The organism is Nostoc sp. ChiQUE02, assembly GCF_034531305.2.
Taxonomy (GTDB): Bacteria; Cyanobacteriota; Cyanobacteriia; order Cyanobacteriales; family Nostocaceae; genus Nostoc.
The window spans coordinates 59,221-74,175 of sequence record NZ_JAVRBN020000004.1; the positions used below are offsets into that span (position 1 = coordinate 59,221).

18 protein-coding genes are annotated in these 14,955 nt (G+C 41.1%); 8 read left to right on the forward strand and 10 right to left on the reverse strand.

Annotation, left to right across the window (positions count from 1 at the left end):
- Positions 1-393: 393 nt before the first annotated feature.
- On the reverse strand, positions 394-1,275 hold the full coding sequence (locus RM347_RS05425) for a shikimate dehydrogenase (RefSeq protein ID WP_322718209.1): 882 nt from the start codon (positions 1,273-1,275) through the stop codon (positions 394-396).
- 131 nt (positions 1,276-1,406) lie between these two features.
- Between RM347_RS05425 and RM347_RS05430 the strand changes: the two genes are divergently transcribed.
- Genes RM347_RS05430 through RM347_RS05440 form a run of 3 tightly spaced genes read left to right on the forward strand, consistent with a single transcriptional unit; the run spans position 1,407 to position 2,707 of the window.
- Complete coding sequence (locus RM347_RS05430) at positions 1,407-2,345, forward strand: alpha/beta fold hydrolase (RefSeq protein ID WP_322718208.1); 939 nt, start codon at positions 1,407-1,409, stop codon at positions 2,343-2,345.
- A gap of 51 nt (positions 2,346-2,396) precedes the next feature.
- Complete coding sequence (locus RM347_RS05435; protein WP_322718207.1) at positions 2,397-2,552, forward strand: hypothetical protein; 156 nt, start codon at positions 2,397-2,399, stop codon at positions 2,550-2,552.
- Complete coding sequence (locus RM347_RS05440; protein ID WP_322718206.1) at positions 2,546-2,707, forward strand: hypothetical protein; 162 nt, start codon at positions 2,546-2,548, stop codon at positions 2,705-2,707. Before RM347_RS05435 ends, RM347_RS05440 begins: the two co-directional genes overlap by 7 nt.
- Positions 2,708-2,920: 213 nt before the next feature.
- On the opposite strand, the gene RM347_RS05445 is transcribed toward RM347_RS05440, so the two are convergent.
- Together RM347_RS05445 and RM347_RS05450 are read right to left on the reverse strand one after the other, a co-directional pair.
- Positions 2,921-3,637, reverse strand: a complete 717-nt coding sequence (locus tag RM347_RS05445; RefSeq protein ID WP_322718205.1) for a hypothetical protein — start codon at positions 3,635-3,637, stop codon at positions 2,921-2,923.
- Between the two features lie 721 nt (positions 3,638-4,358).
- Positions 4,359-5,315 carry an aldo/keto reductase gene (locus tag RM347_RS05450; RefSeq protein WP_322718204.1) on the reverse strand — a complete coding sequence of 319 codons (957 nt, stop codon included), beginning with the start codon at positions 5,313-5,315 and terminating at the stop codon, positions 4,359-4,361.
- A gap of 79 nt (positions 5,316-5,394) precedes the next feature.
- Here RM347_RS05450 and RM347_RS05455 point away from each other — a divergent pair, with 79 nt between their 5' ends.
- Entirely contained in the window at positions 5,395-5,994 is a 600-nt protein-coding gene (locus tag RM347_RS05455; protein ID WP_322718203.1) for a DUF1802 family protein, read from the forward strand.
- On the opposite strand, the gene RM347_RS05460 is transcribed toward RM347_RS05455, so the two are convergent.
- Positions 5,991-6,179: a hypothetical protein gene (locus RM347_RS05460; RefSeq protein ID WP_322718202.1), complete on the reverse strand. Its 189-nt coding sequence runs from the start codon at positions 6,177-6,179 to the stop codon at positions 5,991-5,993. The genes RM347_RS05455 and RM347_RS05460 overlap by 4 nt on opposite strands.
- 410 nt (positions 6,180-6,589) lie before the next feature.
- Here RM347_RS05460 and RM347_RS05465 point away from each other — a divergent pair, with 410 nt between their 5' ends.
- Positions 6,590-6,850 (forward strand): hypothetical protein, encoded by a 261-nt coding sequence (locus RM347_RS05465; RefSeq protein ID WP_322718201.1) that lies wholly within the window; start codon positions 6,590-6,592, stop codon positions 6,848-6,850.
- A 98-nt stretch (positions 6,851-6,948) separates the two neighbouring features.
- On the opposite strand, the gene ggt is transcribed toward RM347_RS05465, so the two are convergent.
- Positions 6,949-8,751, reverse strand: a complete 1,803-nt coding sequence (ggt, locus tag RM347_RS05470) for a gamma-glutamyltransferase (protein WP_322718200.1) — start codon at positions 8,749-8,751, stop codon at positions 6,949-6,951.
- A 197-nt stretch (positions 8,752-8,948) separates the two neighbouring features.
- Here ggt and RM347_RS05475 point away from each other — a divergent pair, with 197 nt between their 5' ends.
- Positions 8,949-9,578 (forward strand): Uma2 family endonuclease, encoded by a 630-nt coding sequence (locus RM347_RS05475; protein ID WP_322718199.1) that lies wholly within the window; start codon positions 8,949-8,951, stop codon positions 9,576-9,578.
- A 79-nt stretch (positions 9,579-9,657) separates the two neighbouring features.
- Here RM347_RS05475 and RM347_RS05480 read toward each other — a convergent pair whose 3' ends face one another.
- Genes RM347_RS05480 through RM347_RS05490 form a run of 3 tightly spaced genes read right to left on the reverse strand, consistent with a single transcriptional unit; the run spans position 9,658 to position 11,948 of the window.
- Entirely contained in the window at positions 9,658-10,557 is a 900-nt protein-coding gene (locus RM347_RS05480) for a glycine betaine ABC transporter substrate-binding protein (protein WP_322718198.1), read from the reverse strand.
- A 3-nt stretch (positions 10,558-10,560) separates the two neighbouring features.
- Positions 10,561-11,193: an ABC transporter permease gene (locus RM347_RS05485; protein ID WP_322718197.1), complete on the reverse strand. Its 633-nt coding sequence runs from the start codon at positions 11,191-11,193 to the stop codon at positions 10,561-10,563.
- Positions 11,190-11,948: an ATP-binding cassette domain-containing protein gene (locus tag RM347_RS05490; protein WP_322718196.1), complete on the reverse strand. Its 759-nt coding sequence runs from the start codon at positions 11,946-11,948 to the stop codon at positions 11,190-11,192. Before RM347_RS05490 ends, RM347_RS05485 begins: the two co-directional genes overlap by 4 nt.
- 283 nt (positions 11,949-12,231) lie before the next feature.
- Here RM347_RS05490 and RM347_RS05495 point away from each other — a divergent pair, with 283 nt between their 5' ends.
- Positions 12,232-12,585 carry a Spx/MgsR family RNA polymerase-binding regulatory protein gene (locus RM347_RS05495; protein ID WP_322718195.1) on the forward strand — a complete coding sequence of 118 codons (354 nt, stop codon included), beginning with the start codon at positions 12,232-12,234 and terminating at the stop codon, positions 12,583-12,585.
- Between the two features lie 378 nt (positions 12,586-12,963).
- Here RM347_RS05495 and RM347_RS05500 read toward each other — a convergent pair whose 3' ends face one another.
- Positions 12,964-13,329, reverse strand: a complete 366-nt coding sequence (locus RM347_RS05500; RefSeq protein ID WP_322718194.1) for a hypothetical protein — start codon at positions 13,327-13,329, stop codon at positions 12,964-12,966.
- Between the two features lie 806 nt (positions 13,330-14,135).
- Here RM347_RS05500 and RM347_RS05505 point away from each other — a divergent pair.
- Positions 14,136-14,294 carry a hypothetical protein gene (locus tag RM347_RS05505; RefSeq protein ID WP_322718193.1) on the forward strand — a complete coding sequence of 53 codons (159 nt, stop codon included), beginning with the start codon at positions 14,136-14,138 and terminating at the stop codon, positions 14,292-14,294.
- Here the strand turns inward: RM347_RS05505 and RM347_RS05510 are convergent.
- Complete coding sequence (locus RM347_RS05510; RefSeq protein ID WP_322718192.1) at positions 14,281-14,676, reverse strand: hypothetical protein; 396 nt, start codon at positions 14,674-14,676, stop codon at positions 14,281-14,283. The genes RM347_RS05505 and RM347_RS05510 overlap by 14 nt on opposite strands.
- Positions 14,677-14,955: the final 279 nt, after the last annotated feature.

Genomic DNA, 14,955 nt, shown 5'->3' on the forward strand with positions numbered 1-14,955 from the left:
ATTACTTACTTAAACTCGAAGAACCCCACCCCGCCAAAGCTACGCTTTGTCTCCCCTCCTCGCAAGCGAGGAGGGGATTAATATACTTTGTCTCATCTCCCCGCAAGCAAGGAGGAGATTAATATGCTTTGTCTCATCTTCTCGCAAGCAAGCAGGGAATTAATATGCTTTGTCTCATCTCCCTGCAAGCGAGGAGGGGATTAATATGCTTTGCCTCATCTTCCCGCAAGCAAGCAGGGAATTAATATGCTTTGTTTCATCTTCTCGCAAGCAAGCAGGGAATTAATATGCTTTGTCTCCCCTCCTCGCTTGCGGGGAGGGGATTAAGGGGTGGGGTGCAATGACTGTGGAAATCATAACTAAATATTATTCAGACATTAGCTTTACAGAACCTCATTTCCCTAAACCCAAATGATTTTGTAACGCTTGGCGCATCACTTCTACAGGCACTGTTTCCTGCTGCAACCATATTTTTAATGCTGCTACCCCTTGTTGAACTAGCATTTCTAATCCATCGATCGCAATTGCACCTTGTTTTTGAGCCTGCTCTAGAAATCGTGTTGGTTTAGGAATATATATTAAATCGTAAGCGATCGCACCCGTTGGTAAATTTGCTATTTCCTCTACACTCAAAGGCGACTGATCAACTTTGGGATACATACCTATGGGGGTTGTGTTTACCAGCAGATTTGCTTGGGGAATGAGCTTTGGTAATTCTTCCCATTGATGAACCTGGAATTTATCAGCTAGGGGTGAATTGCTCCAACTGTTGCGGAATTCCTGTAATTTTTGCATATTGCGCCCAACAACATGAATTTGGGCAAAACCTAGCTGGGTACAACCTGCAACAACTGCTCTCGCTGCACCACCATTGCCTAAAATTACCGCTACTTTCTGACTCCAATCCTGTTTATATGTTGTCTGCAAAGGAGCGATAAATCCTTCTATATCTGTGTTTGTGCCCACCCATTGGTTATTTTGGCGGCTAACAGTATTCACTGCGCCGATAGTTTGAGCGAGGGGTGTAATCTCTGAGAGGAGAGGGATGATTGCTTGTTTATGAGGTATTGTCACACTAAAGCCGACAACCCCAACAGCAGCGAAACCTGCGATCGCCACCTCTAAATTCTGTGGTTCGATCGGAAAAGGCAGATAAATGTAATCTAATCCTAATTGTGCGATCGCAGCATTATGCATCACTGGTGACAGCGAATGTTCCACCGGATGCCCAATGACTCCTAGTAGTTTAGTTTTGCCTGTAATTTTCTTAGTCATTAGTCATTAGTCATTGATCATTGGTATTCTTTCTCCCCCTGCTCCCCCTGCCTCCCCTGCCTCCCCTGCTCCCCCTGCTACTCCCCACCTAGCCTACAATTATTAAAAGCTACTTAACATTTCTTTGAATCATGCAGGCAACTACAGCCCCCTCTACAATCCCAATTCCTGGTAAATATTGGCAGTGGCGCGGGCACAACGTTTACTACGTGCGTGCGGGAGAGAAGCAAGCGCAACGTCCGCCTTTGCTTTTGGTACATGGATTTGGTGCTTCTACAGACCACTGGCGCAAGAATATCACAGGATTGTGCCAAGATTTTGAAGTATTTGCGATCGACCTTTTGGGATTCGGGCGATCGGCAAAACCAAAATTGCAGTACAGTGGCGACTTGTGGCGCGACCAACTTAACGACTTTATCAGTGAAGTGATTGGTCAAAAAGCAGTATTAGCAGGTAATTCCCTTGGTGGCTATGCTTGCTTGTGTGTTGCAGCACAACGTCCTGATAACGTGGCTGGTTTAGTCTTGCTTAATAGTGCCGGGCCCTTTAGCGAAAGTCAACCGACATCTGAACCTGAAGCTTTGCAAAGCCAAATTCAGCCACCCAAACAACCCTCTTCTTTAGAGAAACTCTTGGGTGACTCAGTTAAGTGGATTTTTAAACAACCTCTAGCTCAATTTCTGTTATTTCAATACGTGCGACAACGTTGGGTAATTCGCCAAACTTTAGAAAAGGTATATCTTGATAAAAGTGCGATTACAGACCAATTGGTAGAAGAAATTTCTCGCCCTGCTTTTGATCCGGGTGCGTTGGATGTATTTATTTCAGTATTTAGCACTCCTCAAGGGGAAAAAGTTGATGTGCTGTTGAAGCAATTAACTTGTTCTTTATTGATTTTATGGGGAGAAGCTGATCCTTGGATGAATGCTAGAGAACGTTCTCAAAAGTTTCGTCAATATCGCCCTGAATTGACAGAACATTTTCTCACAGCAGGTCATTGTCCTCATGATGAAGTACCGGATAGAGTAAACCCAATTTTTCGCGATTGGGTATTGTCTATTGCCCAGTGATTTTATGTCTGGCTATATGTCCATAATGCCGTCAGACTAAGGTGAGTTCTTATGAAAAAAATACCTATGTTGACGAGTTTCGACTACTTTGACTACTTCGACTTCGCTCGGCACAAGTCGGCACAAGTCGCTCAACTCTCGACCACTCAGTTGGTTGAGCGTTCGCGTAGCGTCTCGCAGAGAAGTCGAAACCAACGGCTATGGTAATTTTATTACTAGAATTCACCAAAAGTCTGTGGCTACTCAAACAAGCTAGTACACTGTGGCTAAAGTTTGCCTTTAACAAGTTGCTCAATCAACTTGTCTGGTTAATTGAGATGGTAGGTGGATTTATTCCGTGCTGTACTAAAACATTAATCTAATCAGCATTCAGCCGTAAGGTGTGTTATGCCGTAGGCTAACGCACCTTTGATTGTTGACGGTGCGGCGCTTGGCGACAACACACCCTAAATTAAAATGTTTTAAATAGAAACATTAGCACCGACTTATTACGACAATATCGTTCCTTAGTTCCGTGCTGGTTGTTTTTGTTTTGATAGCCGCCACTTAATTCGTACAGTGGTTTTGCAAAAGGCTTATTTAAAAACGTAGGATTTAATTTGTTGCTCGATTTGGTCACTAATAATCTCAGTTCCCATACCGGGTTTATCTAAATTAACTCTAACAAAATTTGTTTTGTCTTCTGCTGTAAATTTTTTATCATTATCCGAGTCTTTTATTATTTTTAGAAAAATTGCATTTTGACTTGGAACAATAACCCAACTGATTATTCGAGTATTATTGGGGGTAATTTGCTGGAGGTTATTACCTGATAAATCAGAAAGATAGCCAATAATAGCATCTTCACTGCTAAGTTTGTTATCTGTATTTGTGTCTTGGTCAATGATTTTATACAACCAAACTCTTGTGTTTGGCTTGTTTACCGCTTTTACCTCCAATAAATCGAAGGAGTTGATAATGGCTTTTTTATTTAATAAAAGATGAGCTTCACCATCTTGCTTTCGATAAAAGATGAGATTATATAATAATTGATTATTTCTTTCATAAGAACGTGAAATTTTTAAATCAATTCCTTTATCTTCATTTTGCTCTGTAAGAGTAACGGGAATCATCAGATAATCTGATTGATCTTTAATAATTAAATCGCCATAGACAAGATTTGGTTGTGGCTTTGGTTTGTCAGTTGCTTTTGCCTGTTCTGGGTTTCTGCTAACAGAAGACTTACAGGAAAAAGAAAGGGTCGCTATAATGATAGCTGTAGTAATTTTATTTAAAAAGCTATAATTTTTCATCAAATTCTCCTAGCAGGATACGTTGCTGTCTTATTTTATTCCCTGCTGGAAAATTAGCCAGAGTCTTAACTTGAGTTTATATTATACAAAACAAGCCCACATAAGTGAGCTTGTTTTTATAAGCAAAATAACTGAAGTACCCTAACCAAAAGATTTTAGATTTATTAGGCACATAAACTGTCTTTTGTTAATATTAGCCTAGTCTTACAACTAGCTCCTTTAGAGTGAGTTCCAGCACTCCCTGCCGTACTGAGAAAATCATATTACAATAAAATACCAAAAACCTGGTCGAGGTTGACCAGGTTTTATCGAGTTTACAGTTTTCAAATTGTGAAACTAATTAAGTAATTAGAAGTTAATAACTAAGGTGGACTGAAAAACTAACAAACTCAGCATTCTTGCGTTTTTCCGCTTTAGGATTTGGCTTTGCCTTCTACATTAGGCTTTTTGCCACTTGTATCACATTTGATATGCTGAACTTTGCTTGGGTTGATGACAAGGGGACACTGAGTCATTGACCCTTTTTGTTTGGTTTTATTTTGTTTGGTGTCCTACTATTTAAGTTATCACTTAGTTTGTGAGTTGCAAACCTTGGTTTACTAAAGTTGACGTTTTGTTAGATTTTGCAATCTGGAACCATAAATTTGATCCCCAACCATCTTTATAAGATAGTTAAGGGGATCTTCGAGAGATTAGCATGGCTAATGAAACTGCATTGTCATCAACCCCACATAATTGGACTGTTATCCAGATGGTCGGTGACAATACGTCCAATGGCATCAATTTCTGCCAATTCGGCGGCAGAAAGCTTAATTTGGGCGGCTAATGCGTTGTCTCGTGCTTGTTCGGGATAACGCGCTCCAGCGATCGCATTTGTTTGAGGTTGAGCAATTAACCACGCTAAAGCTAACTGAGCAAGGGTACAATTATGATGAAGGGCTATAGGACGCAGTTTTTCTAGCGCTTGTTGGGCACGTTCAAAGTTTTCGCCTTGAAACAGTTTATTTTTAGCACGGTTATCTGTTGGGTCAAATTTATGACCAAGAGCAAATCTTCCTGTTAACAACCCCTGTGCTAAAGGCGAATAAGCAAGGATAGAAATATTGTTTTCGATACAATAGGGCAATGCATCTTGTTCTACCTTTCTCCAGAATAAAGAATAAGGTGGTTGTAAACTATCAATACGTCCATAACTTGCTGCTTCTGCTAACTGGGCGTGGGAAAAATTGGAAACACCAATGGCTCGAATTTTACCTTGCTCTTTGAGCAGGTTAAGAGCGCTCATAGTTTCTTCGATAGGTACTATTTCACTATTGAAAGCGCCGGAGGGCCAATGTATTTGGTAAAGGTCGATGTAATCAGTTTTCAGGTTGGTTAGGGAGCGATCGCAAGCTTCAATGACTTGTTCATACTTTAGATGGTTAGCGAAAACTTTCGTGGCATACTCCACGTGAGTTCGCACATCAGATAAAGCTTCAGCGACAATTCGCTCAGAGTGTCCTTCACCATAAGCTTCAGCAGTATCAATTGTGGTGATACCAGCTTCATAAGCGGCTCGGATGGTTTTAATCGAGTCAGCATCCTCAATTCCCACCCACATTCTTTTACCAGCTTGCCAAGTTCCCATCAGAATGGGTGTGATTTGGACTTCAGTTGTACCTAGCGATCGCTTTTCCATAACTGCTTCCTAATTCATTTCCTTGGATAGGTTCATACTTTATCGGTCTTAGCTTGAAATTAAATCAGATTTACAGTAGATGCTGATGGAATTGACTACAACTTTTCATGCTCTCAAAGAATGGGCAGTCGCCGTAAATGCCTTAGAAAGTGGCAAAACAATTATGTTGCTCCGCAAAGGCGGTATCCATGAACGAAATGGACATTTTCAAGTTGCCCACAAGCAAATTTTGCTTTACCCTACTTATGAACATCAACAAGCTTTCATGCTGAAAGCTGAATATGCCAATAGTGTTTATCCAGTAACATCGGGTTGGCATCCAGAGACAGTTCGCATTGGCAGTTGGGCTGAAATTACGGATATTTTGCCAGTGAGTGACGAGTCTATTGTCAACAACTTGCTTCCTTTCCATATTTGGAACGAGGATTTTATTAGCGATCGCCTCAAATGGAAACCACGTCAACCTCTATATATTCTCCTCCTGCGGGTATATAAACTACCTCAAGAGCAAGAAATTCCCTATTACGCCAAATACGCTGGCTGTAAGTCATGGATTGATTTAGATCAACAATTTCAGTTGCAAGGAGCAAAACCAGTTTTATCTAACTTTGCATACACCCAATTAGTTGAGACAATTCGCGGGATTGTCGGCGATAAGTTGTATGCTCCATCCTTCTAAATCTTATACCAGGTAAGGATTTTGGATTTTACCGAAGAAGGAGTTAGGAACAAAGCCAATACTGTTCGGTTAAGACAAGGGACGCGATGAATCGCCGTCTCTACAATAATCAGTCTTTCGTCTTGACGGCGATTTATCGCGTCTTTGTCATGATTTATCGGATCTTTGTGATCTAGAATTTTCATCAAAAAACATTAACCGAACCGTATTGGGAGCGGAGCCAAAGACGCTCCGCTTTTCTTCATAGAATTTCATAAGTAATTTCTTAAATATGTGCTTATGTAAGCAGAAAAACAAATAGTTTGATTGCAAACTTCCGGGAAAATAGTAGTTATTGTTACACCCAAACCCAAATAACGCGGATAACATTAGAAAAATCTCACCCTATAAACATGGTGAAACAAAGCTGTTTATCTTTGTGTCCTACTAGCAGCTGTTTTCCAGGCTATGAATTCTTAAGTAATTATCCTGAAGGGTATAAAACTTAATTACACTTTGTCTAAAGTAATAGACAAAAAAGTACCCCACAAGGGTGATAAGTAGCTTGACAAAAGTCTGCTACTATGCATTTTAGCTAAAAACAAAGGAGTTTGCAATGCATCGACAAATGTGCTGGTTACCTAAGTCTGGTGGCGACGGAGAGAAAATTTTGTATTTGCAGACAGAATCCAATCAAGCTTGGCGTCCCTACACAGCTTTTGGACATTTTGCAGTCCCAGATTATCAGATACCAGGTGGTTCTAAAGGTTGGGCAACTTATCAAAAACTTCTCAAAGCAGGTTGGACACTAGTACCTAGCGCACGGGCAAACGAGTTTGGTAGCAGCTACGCAGAGTCAACAGTTCAAAATCAATAGTCATTAGTCATTAGTCATTGGTCATTGGTCATTGGTCATTAGTCATTAGTCATTCGTTATTCTCTGCGTTCCTGCCTCTTTCCAGTCTCTCATCTCCCTCACAAACCTCTGGGGGAACCTTCACCGCGAGGATCAGCGGCCCCTTCTAGAGTTCCATCAGATGTAACAGCGATCGCGTTACCATTACCCCAAGGAGTAGTTTCCTTTATTTTATGTCCCCGGCGGCGTAAATCTTGGACAGTGAGAGCATCCAAGCCCCAGGATTCGACGCGCAACTCATCCGGAAGCCATTGATGATGTATGCGTGGAACGGAAACAGCCGCACCAATATCCATGTTGTATTCCAGCACATTCAGGATCACTTGGAAAACCTGGGTGATGATAGTGCTACCACCAGGCGCACCTGCTGCCATGCGGAAATGACCGCTTTCTGTGACAATTGTGGGAGTCATGCTGGATAGAGGAGTTTTACGGGGTGCAATGCTGTTAGCATCGTTACCAACTAAACCAAAGGCATTAGGCACTCCTGGCGCAGCGGCAAAATCATCCATCTCATTGTTGAGGACAATTCCAGTTCCCGGTGTCACCACACCAGCACCAAAACTGAGGTTAATCGTGAAAGTCAGACTTACGGCGTTGCGTTGTTCATCCACAACAGTAAGATGACTAGTTTCAGGAGATTCATACCGGGGACAAGGGGATGAGGGAGCAGGGAAGGAAGAGGAAGCAGGGGAGGCAGGGGGAGATGAGGGGAGACGGAGACATTTTGAATTCAAATCTACTGGCTTGACTTCGGTGGAAGGTCGAGCCATTTGCATATTAATTTCTTGACGGCGTTTTTTGGCGTAAGCTGGACTAAGCAGTTCTTGTACAGGGACTTTGACAAAATCAGGATCGCCTAAATATAGCGATCGATCGGCGTAAGCAATCTTCATTGCTTCTACCATTAAATGTATAGCGTCAGGATGATGCCATCCTAAAGATTTCAAATCAGTGTCACCGATAATATTTAAAATCTGCAATAGATGAACGCCTCCCGATGAAGGTGGTGGCATTGAGCAAATTTTAGCTTTACGAAAATTGCCACAAACGGGAGTGCGCCAGATTGGTTTGTAGGCTTTCAGGTCTTCTAGAGTAATTAAACCACCATTTTTTACCATATCAGAAGCGATCGCACGAGCAATACTTCCGGTGTAAAAACTATGGGGATTTTGGGCAATTGCTGTTAAGGTGCGTGCCAAATCACGCTGCACAAGCTTCTCTCCTGGTTTGTAAAATTCACCATTGCGAGTGAAAATTTCCCGTGCTGCGGGATTGTTGAGAATTACTGCCTTGCGGGATTCGTTAGCTTGTAGAGAACGCCAAGTTACCACATCACCAAGAATAAACCCATCTTTAGCGAGTGCGATCGCAGGTTTCACCACCTCTTGCCAAGAAAGCTTACCATAGCGACGATGTAGTTCATAAAGTCCTGCCACTGTTCCTGGCGTCCCTACTGCCAAATAACCATTAATACTTGCATTCGGACGCACCTTTCCTTCTGCATCAAGATACATATTTCTTGTAGCTTTCAGGGGTGCACGTTCGCGGAAATCTAGCGCTTTGATATCGCCAGTTTTCTCAGAATGCATTAGCAAAAATCCGCCGCCGCCGATTCCTGCTGAAAAAGGCTCAACTACCGAGATTGCAAAGGTTGTGGCTACGGCTGCATCCACTGCATTACCACCTTTGCGTAACATCGAAATTCCTGTCTCACTTGCTAGAGGATGCGCTGAAACCACCATTCCCTTTTTGCTGCGTAAGGGTAAAGTTAAGGCGGCTGACGCGACTTGGCTGTAAAGGAGAACGCTGAAGGAAAAGATTGCGATGGCAACCTGTTTTGATTTAGCAACAGTAAGCATTTTGATGCCATTTTATTTGATATTTATTAGCCTACCGTTAAGGTGTGCATTTGATACACATAAGCAGTCTTAAATAATTTATAATTATCTTTTTACTCGCAGCTTTCATATCCTTTGTAGTTCCTTGAATTAATAAATTTTGTAATCGTCCATTCTCCATGTAATGCCATCGCTAATATTTAAAATGTGAGCTAATTATGGATACCGTAATTACACCAGAAAGAATCGAGTTACCACCTGGCGCGGTGTTGAAGCTTTTGGGAGACTGGAAAGACTATCAAGTATTGAGCCAGCAACTAGGCGATCGCTCCTCGCCTCGCATTAAATATCGAAGAGGAGAAATTTTACTGATGGCACCGCTACCAGAGCATGGAAGAGATGCGAGTTTGTTGGCATTGATAGTAATAGCTCTACTTGACCACTTAAACCGCATATACGAGTCATTTACGCCCATCACCATGAGCTTGCCAGAAATTAGTGGTATTGAGCCAGACTTTTGCTTTTACATTGAAAATTGCAGAGCAGTAGTAGGCAAAAAAAGAATTGATTGGGAGTCCGATCCACCACCAGATTTAGCAATTGAAATAGATGTGACAAGTTACACCGACATTAATGATTACTTGCCTTATCGAGTGCCAGAAGTTTGGATATTAAAGAGTAATCGGTTGTTAATTTATAGATTACAAGAAGAAAGTTATGTGCTTACAGAAAGCAGCTATTTTCCTAACGTCAGAGAAATTGTGCAACAATGTCTCCAAATGGCCAATGAGCAAACAACAAGTGAAGTCATTAGGTGGTTAAAGAACTTTTTGCGTGGACAACAGTAGGGTGTGTTACGGTTTCCGTAACGCACCATTTTAGGTTTTCGGTGCGTTACCCTAACCCTTAATTACGAATTACGAATTCTTATAATCCCTTCGATTTGCGAAACTCCTGGACAACATCTTTAATCTTACGTAATTCTCCTTCAACTAAATAATTTAATTGCCGCATTTCATCTGCCGAAATCTTTCCGGCAAGTGAGGCGATCGCTTTTCTTAATTCTGGATATTTTTTTAAAGTTTCTTGTCGGACAATTGGCACCGTTTCGTAAGGTGGAAAATACTGCTTATCATCCTTTAGTACAACTAAACCCAAGCGAGAAATCTGTCCGTCAGTGGAATTACCCGCCACCATATCCACTTGTTTTTGAATTAAAGCACGATATATCAAACCCAAGTCCATAATTTGGGGTGGTTTAGCAAAACGTAAATCGTAAGTTTTAGCTAATCCTGGAAAACCATCTTCCCGTTCTAAAAATTCATAGCCGAAACCGCCACGCCACTGGGGTGTATATTGAGTAGCTTCAGAGATAGTTTGAATATTGTTGTGCTTGGCATCTTCACCCCGAATAATCATCGCAAAAGTGTTTTCAAAACCCAAGCTTGGCATAACTTCCAGATTGAATTGCTGGGCGTATATTTGTTTTATTATTTCGTAAACTTCTTTAGAGCTATTAACTGGTTTTTGCTTTAAGATTGCAGTCAAAGCTGTGCCTGTATACTCAATATAAGCATCAATTATGCCAGCCTTAATAGCATTATGACAAACAAATGAACCACCTAAACGGGGGCGACGAGCTACTTTTAAATTAGTTGTTGCCTCAATTTGCTGTGCTAACAGTTCACCTAAAATATCTTGTTCGGTAAAATCTTTGGAAGCAACAACTATATTAGCATCGTTATTAGTATTGATATTTGTCGTGCAGCCAGTGATGACCAGTAACAAAGCAAAAGTTAAAAAGCATAAAGCCAAAAATCTTTTCATTACTTAACTTTTAATTTTTAATTTATTCTCCATCCAGCCAATTGCGAAGTCAGCCAATAATGCAATTGCCGCCGCCGGAACTGCACCAGCTAAAATTAACTGATTGTTTACTACTGATATGCCGCGAAAAATAAACACTCCCAAACCACCAGCACCAATTGCCGCTGCAATAGTTGCAATACCAATGGCAATGACTGTTGCTACTCGCACTCCTGCCAAAATTACTCCCATTGCCAAGGGAATCTCAACTTGCAATAATAATTGTCTATCTGTCATTCCCATGCCTCTGCCAGCTTCTCGAATCGCTGGATCGACGCCAGTAATACCTGTGTAAGTGTTACGAATTATCGGCAGCAAGGAATATACAGTCAGAGCAACAATTGCTGGTACTGCCCCAATTCCGCCAATTATGGGAACAGGAATGAGTAAGCCAAACAGTGCCAAACTAGGAATAGTTTGAAAAATATTTGCTATGCCGAGAATTGGTTGGCGGAGATAAGTTTTACGTGTAATTAAAATACCTAAAGGAATGCCTACAAGTATGGCAATTCCAATGGCAATGCCTACCAAAAATAGATGTTCTAGAGTATGCTGAAGAATTTCTGGGGCATACTTAACCAAGAAGAAATTTTTCATAAAGTATCTTGCAGGGAACGCAGACATTGAAGAAAGGCGAGGCTTTCTGGATGTTGCGATCGCATAAATTCATCTGTCGTCCCCAATACTACCAATTCTCCGCCATACATTAAACCAATTCTCGATGCCAACACAAAGGCTTCTTGAATATCGTGGGTGACAAAAACAACTGTCTTGCCTAACTCTTGCTGCAAATGCCGAAACTCTTGTTGCAGTTCTAGCCGCGTAATTGGATCGAGTGCGCCAAAGGGTTCATCCATCAACAACACAGGCGGATCTGCTGCTAAAGCCCTGGCTACACCGACTCTTTGTCTTTGTCCTCCCGAAAGTTCGTGCGGATAACGTCCGGCGAATTGTGCTGGTTCTAAACCCACCAATTGCAACAATTCATAAACCCGCATTTTAATTTGTTTTGGTTGCCAACCTTCTAAAGACGGGACTAAACCCACATTGCCTTCGACAGTGAAATGGGGAAATAAACCAATTTCTTGAATGACGTAACCAATTTTTCGTCGCAGTTTGATTTCATCCCATTGAGTTGTGGGAGTGCCATCAAATAAAACTTCGCCTTGTGTAGGTGTGAATAGGCGATTAATTAACTTCATTGTTGTAGTTTTGCCGCTACCACTGCGCCCAAGTAATACCAGTGCTTCTCCTTGATGGATGGTGAAATTGAGATTTGACACCAATGGGCGATGGTTGCGGCTAAAAGTGACATCGCGGAATTCGACGGCGGTTTGATTATTTTGCGGCATGAGTGGCTTTTGGGGGACGCTAGCTATATGTATTATGTGCTGATTTTGCTAGCGTGCTAACGCCCAATTTGCCAGACAAGTTGCTCCAGCCTTTTGTTTTAAGCTCCTCTATGCAGTTTTAGCATTTTCATCTGATGCTTGCTCTGCAACATTTTTCAAGCGGCTCGACCTGATTTTGCAGATGCGATCGCTGCCGCAGAGATTCAAGGACAGGAGCATTGCAGAAGTTACACCAGCTATGTCATATATGGAGATTGTTGCCTAATTATTGCCTAATTGTTTTATGTCTATTCAAGTCTACGGAATTCCCAATTGCAGCACTTGCAAAAAAGCTTTGACGTGGCTTCAACACAACAATATTGACCATGAGTTTATCAACACCAAAGATACTCCACCGACCCGTGAGATGATTCAAAACTGGGTAAAATCTTTGGGTTTTGCTCCCATACGAAATACCTCTGGCCAATCTTACCGCGCTTTAGGAGATCAAAAGAAGATTTGGACTGATGAACAGTGGATTGACGCATTCACTCACGACGCAATGCTTCTCAAACGTCCACTTTTTGTCAAAGATGGAACAGCTGTGCTGGTTGGCTTTAGAGATGAGACAGTAGTTCAAGAAAAATTAGGACTTTAGTCAGGGAGCAATGCCAATACGCTTGGGTTAGTGCCAAAACCCTGAAATTGCGTAGGTTGGGTTGAGGAACGTAGACCCAAAGGAGCTTCCCGCAGGGTAACCCAACATTTCTGGGGCTTTGTTGGGTTGCGCTTTGCTTAACCCAAGCGTATTGGGAGCAATGCTCTAACAGTGAGGTCGGGGTTAAATTATCAATTACATTGCTGCACCAAGCCAAAGAATAGAAGACATGAATGAAGAGCGTTTTAGCCTAGTTCATTTTCTTCATCTAGTTCAGCTTTTCCCATTTTCAGTTATTTTACTTATCTCGAACAAGTCTGCCTACATTAGGATTTACGCATAAAGATTCTCTGGTAAAATTGAGTGTAAAGTTTACTATTAACGCTGCCAATCATACATTAATCGTCCATGACGATCGCGCACAAGTTCCCATTCTCCATGACGATATCGTTGTCCGTGATAACGTATAGAGCGATAGCGTCGTCTATAATAATGTCGTCTATTTCTCTGGCGTTGATAATAATATCTTCCAGTCCGTTGCCGTCTATGATAACGTCGTCGAGTCCGTCGGTGAGCTAACAAAAGCTCTTTACTTTTCTCTTCGACTAAGTTTGTCTGTGCGTCAATACTCTGTTCATTGAGAACATGATTTAGAGTATTATCCTTGGCTTCAGCTAAAGCAGGTGGATAAGTAAAGGCTAATAGCAGGAACACAATTGAGGATAGCTTTTTGAAACGGTTCACGTTTTTGCTTTTCCTAGACTATTGGTAATGTTTTTATTTAATACTTAAGTTAAGCAATTATATAGTTCATAATTCACAAACCTGAGTAACGCAAATGTAATGAAAGTACTTGGATTAAATGTGAAGATGCTTAACTACGATGGGCAACCAGATGATGTGCGTCTGTTATGGGGTAAATGCACACCACAGCGTTCATAAATTTTTATATTTACCATTACGGGATTTCAATGTTATTCATGATGAATTGGAACATTATGCTGAACTGATAGCTAAGTCATAAATACGCTGTTTGGGTCATCAATGTAGTCAGCGCGATCGCATATATTCCAATACGCTTGGGTTAAGGGTTATTGGTGTAGATGATTGGTTTTTTTAGACGCGATAAATCGCGTCTCTACATGAGGGGTTTGTTGCTCATTCTGAACTGTATTGGCATATATTCCTGCCTTATCTCTATCTTTCCAACTCACTCAGCACACTATCACCAGCAACCATGTCTTTGGGATAACGAGTTGCAAGGCAAGGCATCTGCTTAAAATCTCGGATGTCGCTAATGGATGGGGTAGTACTTGGAATTGCCTTGCGGTTACTTTTAAATTTTGTAATGCCAACTTAAAAATTATTCGTTTTTTGCGTAAAGCACGAGACTTGAGGTGAATAGTACTATATAACTGTATTTACTATGCATTAACTGGGGACAACAGTAAAAGTCTCCTATATAATTTATTTCTATTAAAAACTGCTCTGGCTTTCGTCTAGAGCAGTTTTATATTGTACGGTAGAAGCCAGATTATGAACTGCAAGCAATGGTGAATCATTTAACAGTAGCTAGCAGCAATCAAAATTTTATTGCTACTGAAGATACTCGTGTAAAACTTAAGTATTTTTATCCGGTTATTAAAACCGATGATATAGATAATCATGCAACATTTCAGGCTTGCCGCGCCACTACTATGCAGTTTTAGCATTCTCATCTGATGCTTGTTCTGCAACATTTTTCAAGCGGCTCGACCTGATTTTGCGGATGCGATCGCTACTGCGAACACCACCCGCCATTTCATATTCCCGGCTGTCTTTGCCGTACTTAATAGCAACCACCATCAGCATCTTCTCTGAAAGCTGACTTAAATTTTTTTCCATCTCTCCAATTTCAGTTTTAGAAGAGTCAACTACAGACAGAGCAGTATTATACACATCAATTTTGTTACGTAACTGCTCAATTGACTCAATTAGCTTTTCCAGACTATAATCATCATCAAATTTAATGTTTGGAATAATCGATTTCAGTCCAGATGATCTTAATTGAGCTTTTTCTAAAATACGGGATGTACGTTTTTTACGAGACATAAATTTACTCCTTTAAAATGCTTCTAGAGCTAGCTTGCCTTAATTAAGCTGTATTCCGGTTCAGCATAAATCGCAACTTTTTCTAATAAAATTTTTCAGTTATAACAGTATTTTTTCGGATTTTAATTACTAGATGTTGGTATTCATAGAGATAATTATCTAAACTTCATAAAAACTTTAAGGAAGACCATTCCCATAAGTTGTGGAACCATTCCCATAAGTTGTGGAACCATTCCCGTAAGTTGTGGAACCATTCCCATAAGTTGTGGAACCATTCCC

Bases quoted from the DNA above. Each gene is read 5' to 3' on its own strand.
- RM347_RS05485 (WP_322718197.1), bottom strand. From the start codon at position 11,193: ATGAAAAATTTCTTCTTGGTTAAGTATGCCCCAGAAATTCTTCAGCAT.
- RM347_RS05460 (WP_322718202.1), bottom strand. From the start codon at position 6,179: ATGAAAATTCTAGATCACAAAGATCCGATAAATCATGACAAAGACGCG.
- RM347_RS05505 (WP_322718193.1), top strand. From the start codon at position 14,136: ATGGTGAATCATTTAACAGTAGCTAGCAGCAATCAAAATTTTATTGCT.
- RM347_RS05465 (WP_322718201.1), top strand. From the start codon at position 6,590: ATGCATCGACAAATGTGCTGGTTACCTAAGTCTGGTGGCGACGGAGAG.
- RM347_RS05445 (WP_322718205.1), bottom strand. From the start codon at position 3,637: ATGAAAAATTATAGCTTTTTAAATAAAATTACTACAGCTATCATTATA.
- RM347_RS05435 (WP_322718207.1), top strand. From the start codon at position 2,397: ATGAAAAAAATACCTATGTTGACGAGTTTCGACTACTTTGACTACTTC.
- RM347_RS05490 (WP_322718196.1), bottom strand. From the start codon at position 11,948: ATGCCGCAAAATAATCAAACCGCCGTCGAATTCCGCGATGTCACTTTT.
- RM347_RS05425 (WP_322718209.1), bottom strand. From the start codon at position 1,275: ATGACTAAGAAAATTACAGGCAAAACTAAACTACTAGGAGTCATTGGG.
- RM347_RS05455 (WP_322718203.1), top strand. From the start codon at position 5,395: ATGCTGATGGAATTGACTACAACTTTTCATGCTCTCAAAGAATGGGCA.
- RM347_RS05475 (WP_322718199.1), top strand. From the start codon at position 8,949: ATGGATACCGTAATTACACCAGAAAGAATCGAGTTACCACCTGGCGCG.
- RM347_RS05510 (WP_322718192.1), bottom strand. From the start codon at position 14,676: ATGTCTCGTAAAAAACGTACATCCCGTATTTTAGAAAAAGCTCAATTA.
- RM347_RS05430 (WP_322718208.1), top strand. From the start codon at position 1,407: ATGCAGGCAACTACAGCCCCCTCTACAATCCCAATTCCTGGTAAATAT.
- RM347_RS05480 (WP_322718198.1), bottom strand. From the start codon at position 10,557: ATGAAAAGATTTTTGGCTTTATGCTTTTTAACTTTTGCTTTGTTACTG.
- ggt (WP_322718200.1), bottom strand. From the start codon at position 8,751: ATGCTTACTGTTGCTAAATCAAAACAGGTTGCCATCGCAATCTTTTCC.
- RM347_RS05450 (WP_322718204.1), bottom strand. From the start codon at position 5,315: ATGGAAAAGCGATCGCTAGGTACAACTGAAGTCCAAATCACACCCATT.
- RM347_RS05495 (WP_322718195.1), top strand. From the start codon at position 12,232: ATGTCTATTCAAGTCTACGGAATTCCCAATTGCAGCACTTGCAAAAAA.
- RM347_RS05440 (WP_322718206.1), top strand. From the start codon at position 2,546: ATGGTAATTTTATTACTAGAATTCACCAAAAGTCTGTGGCTACTCAAA.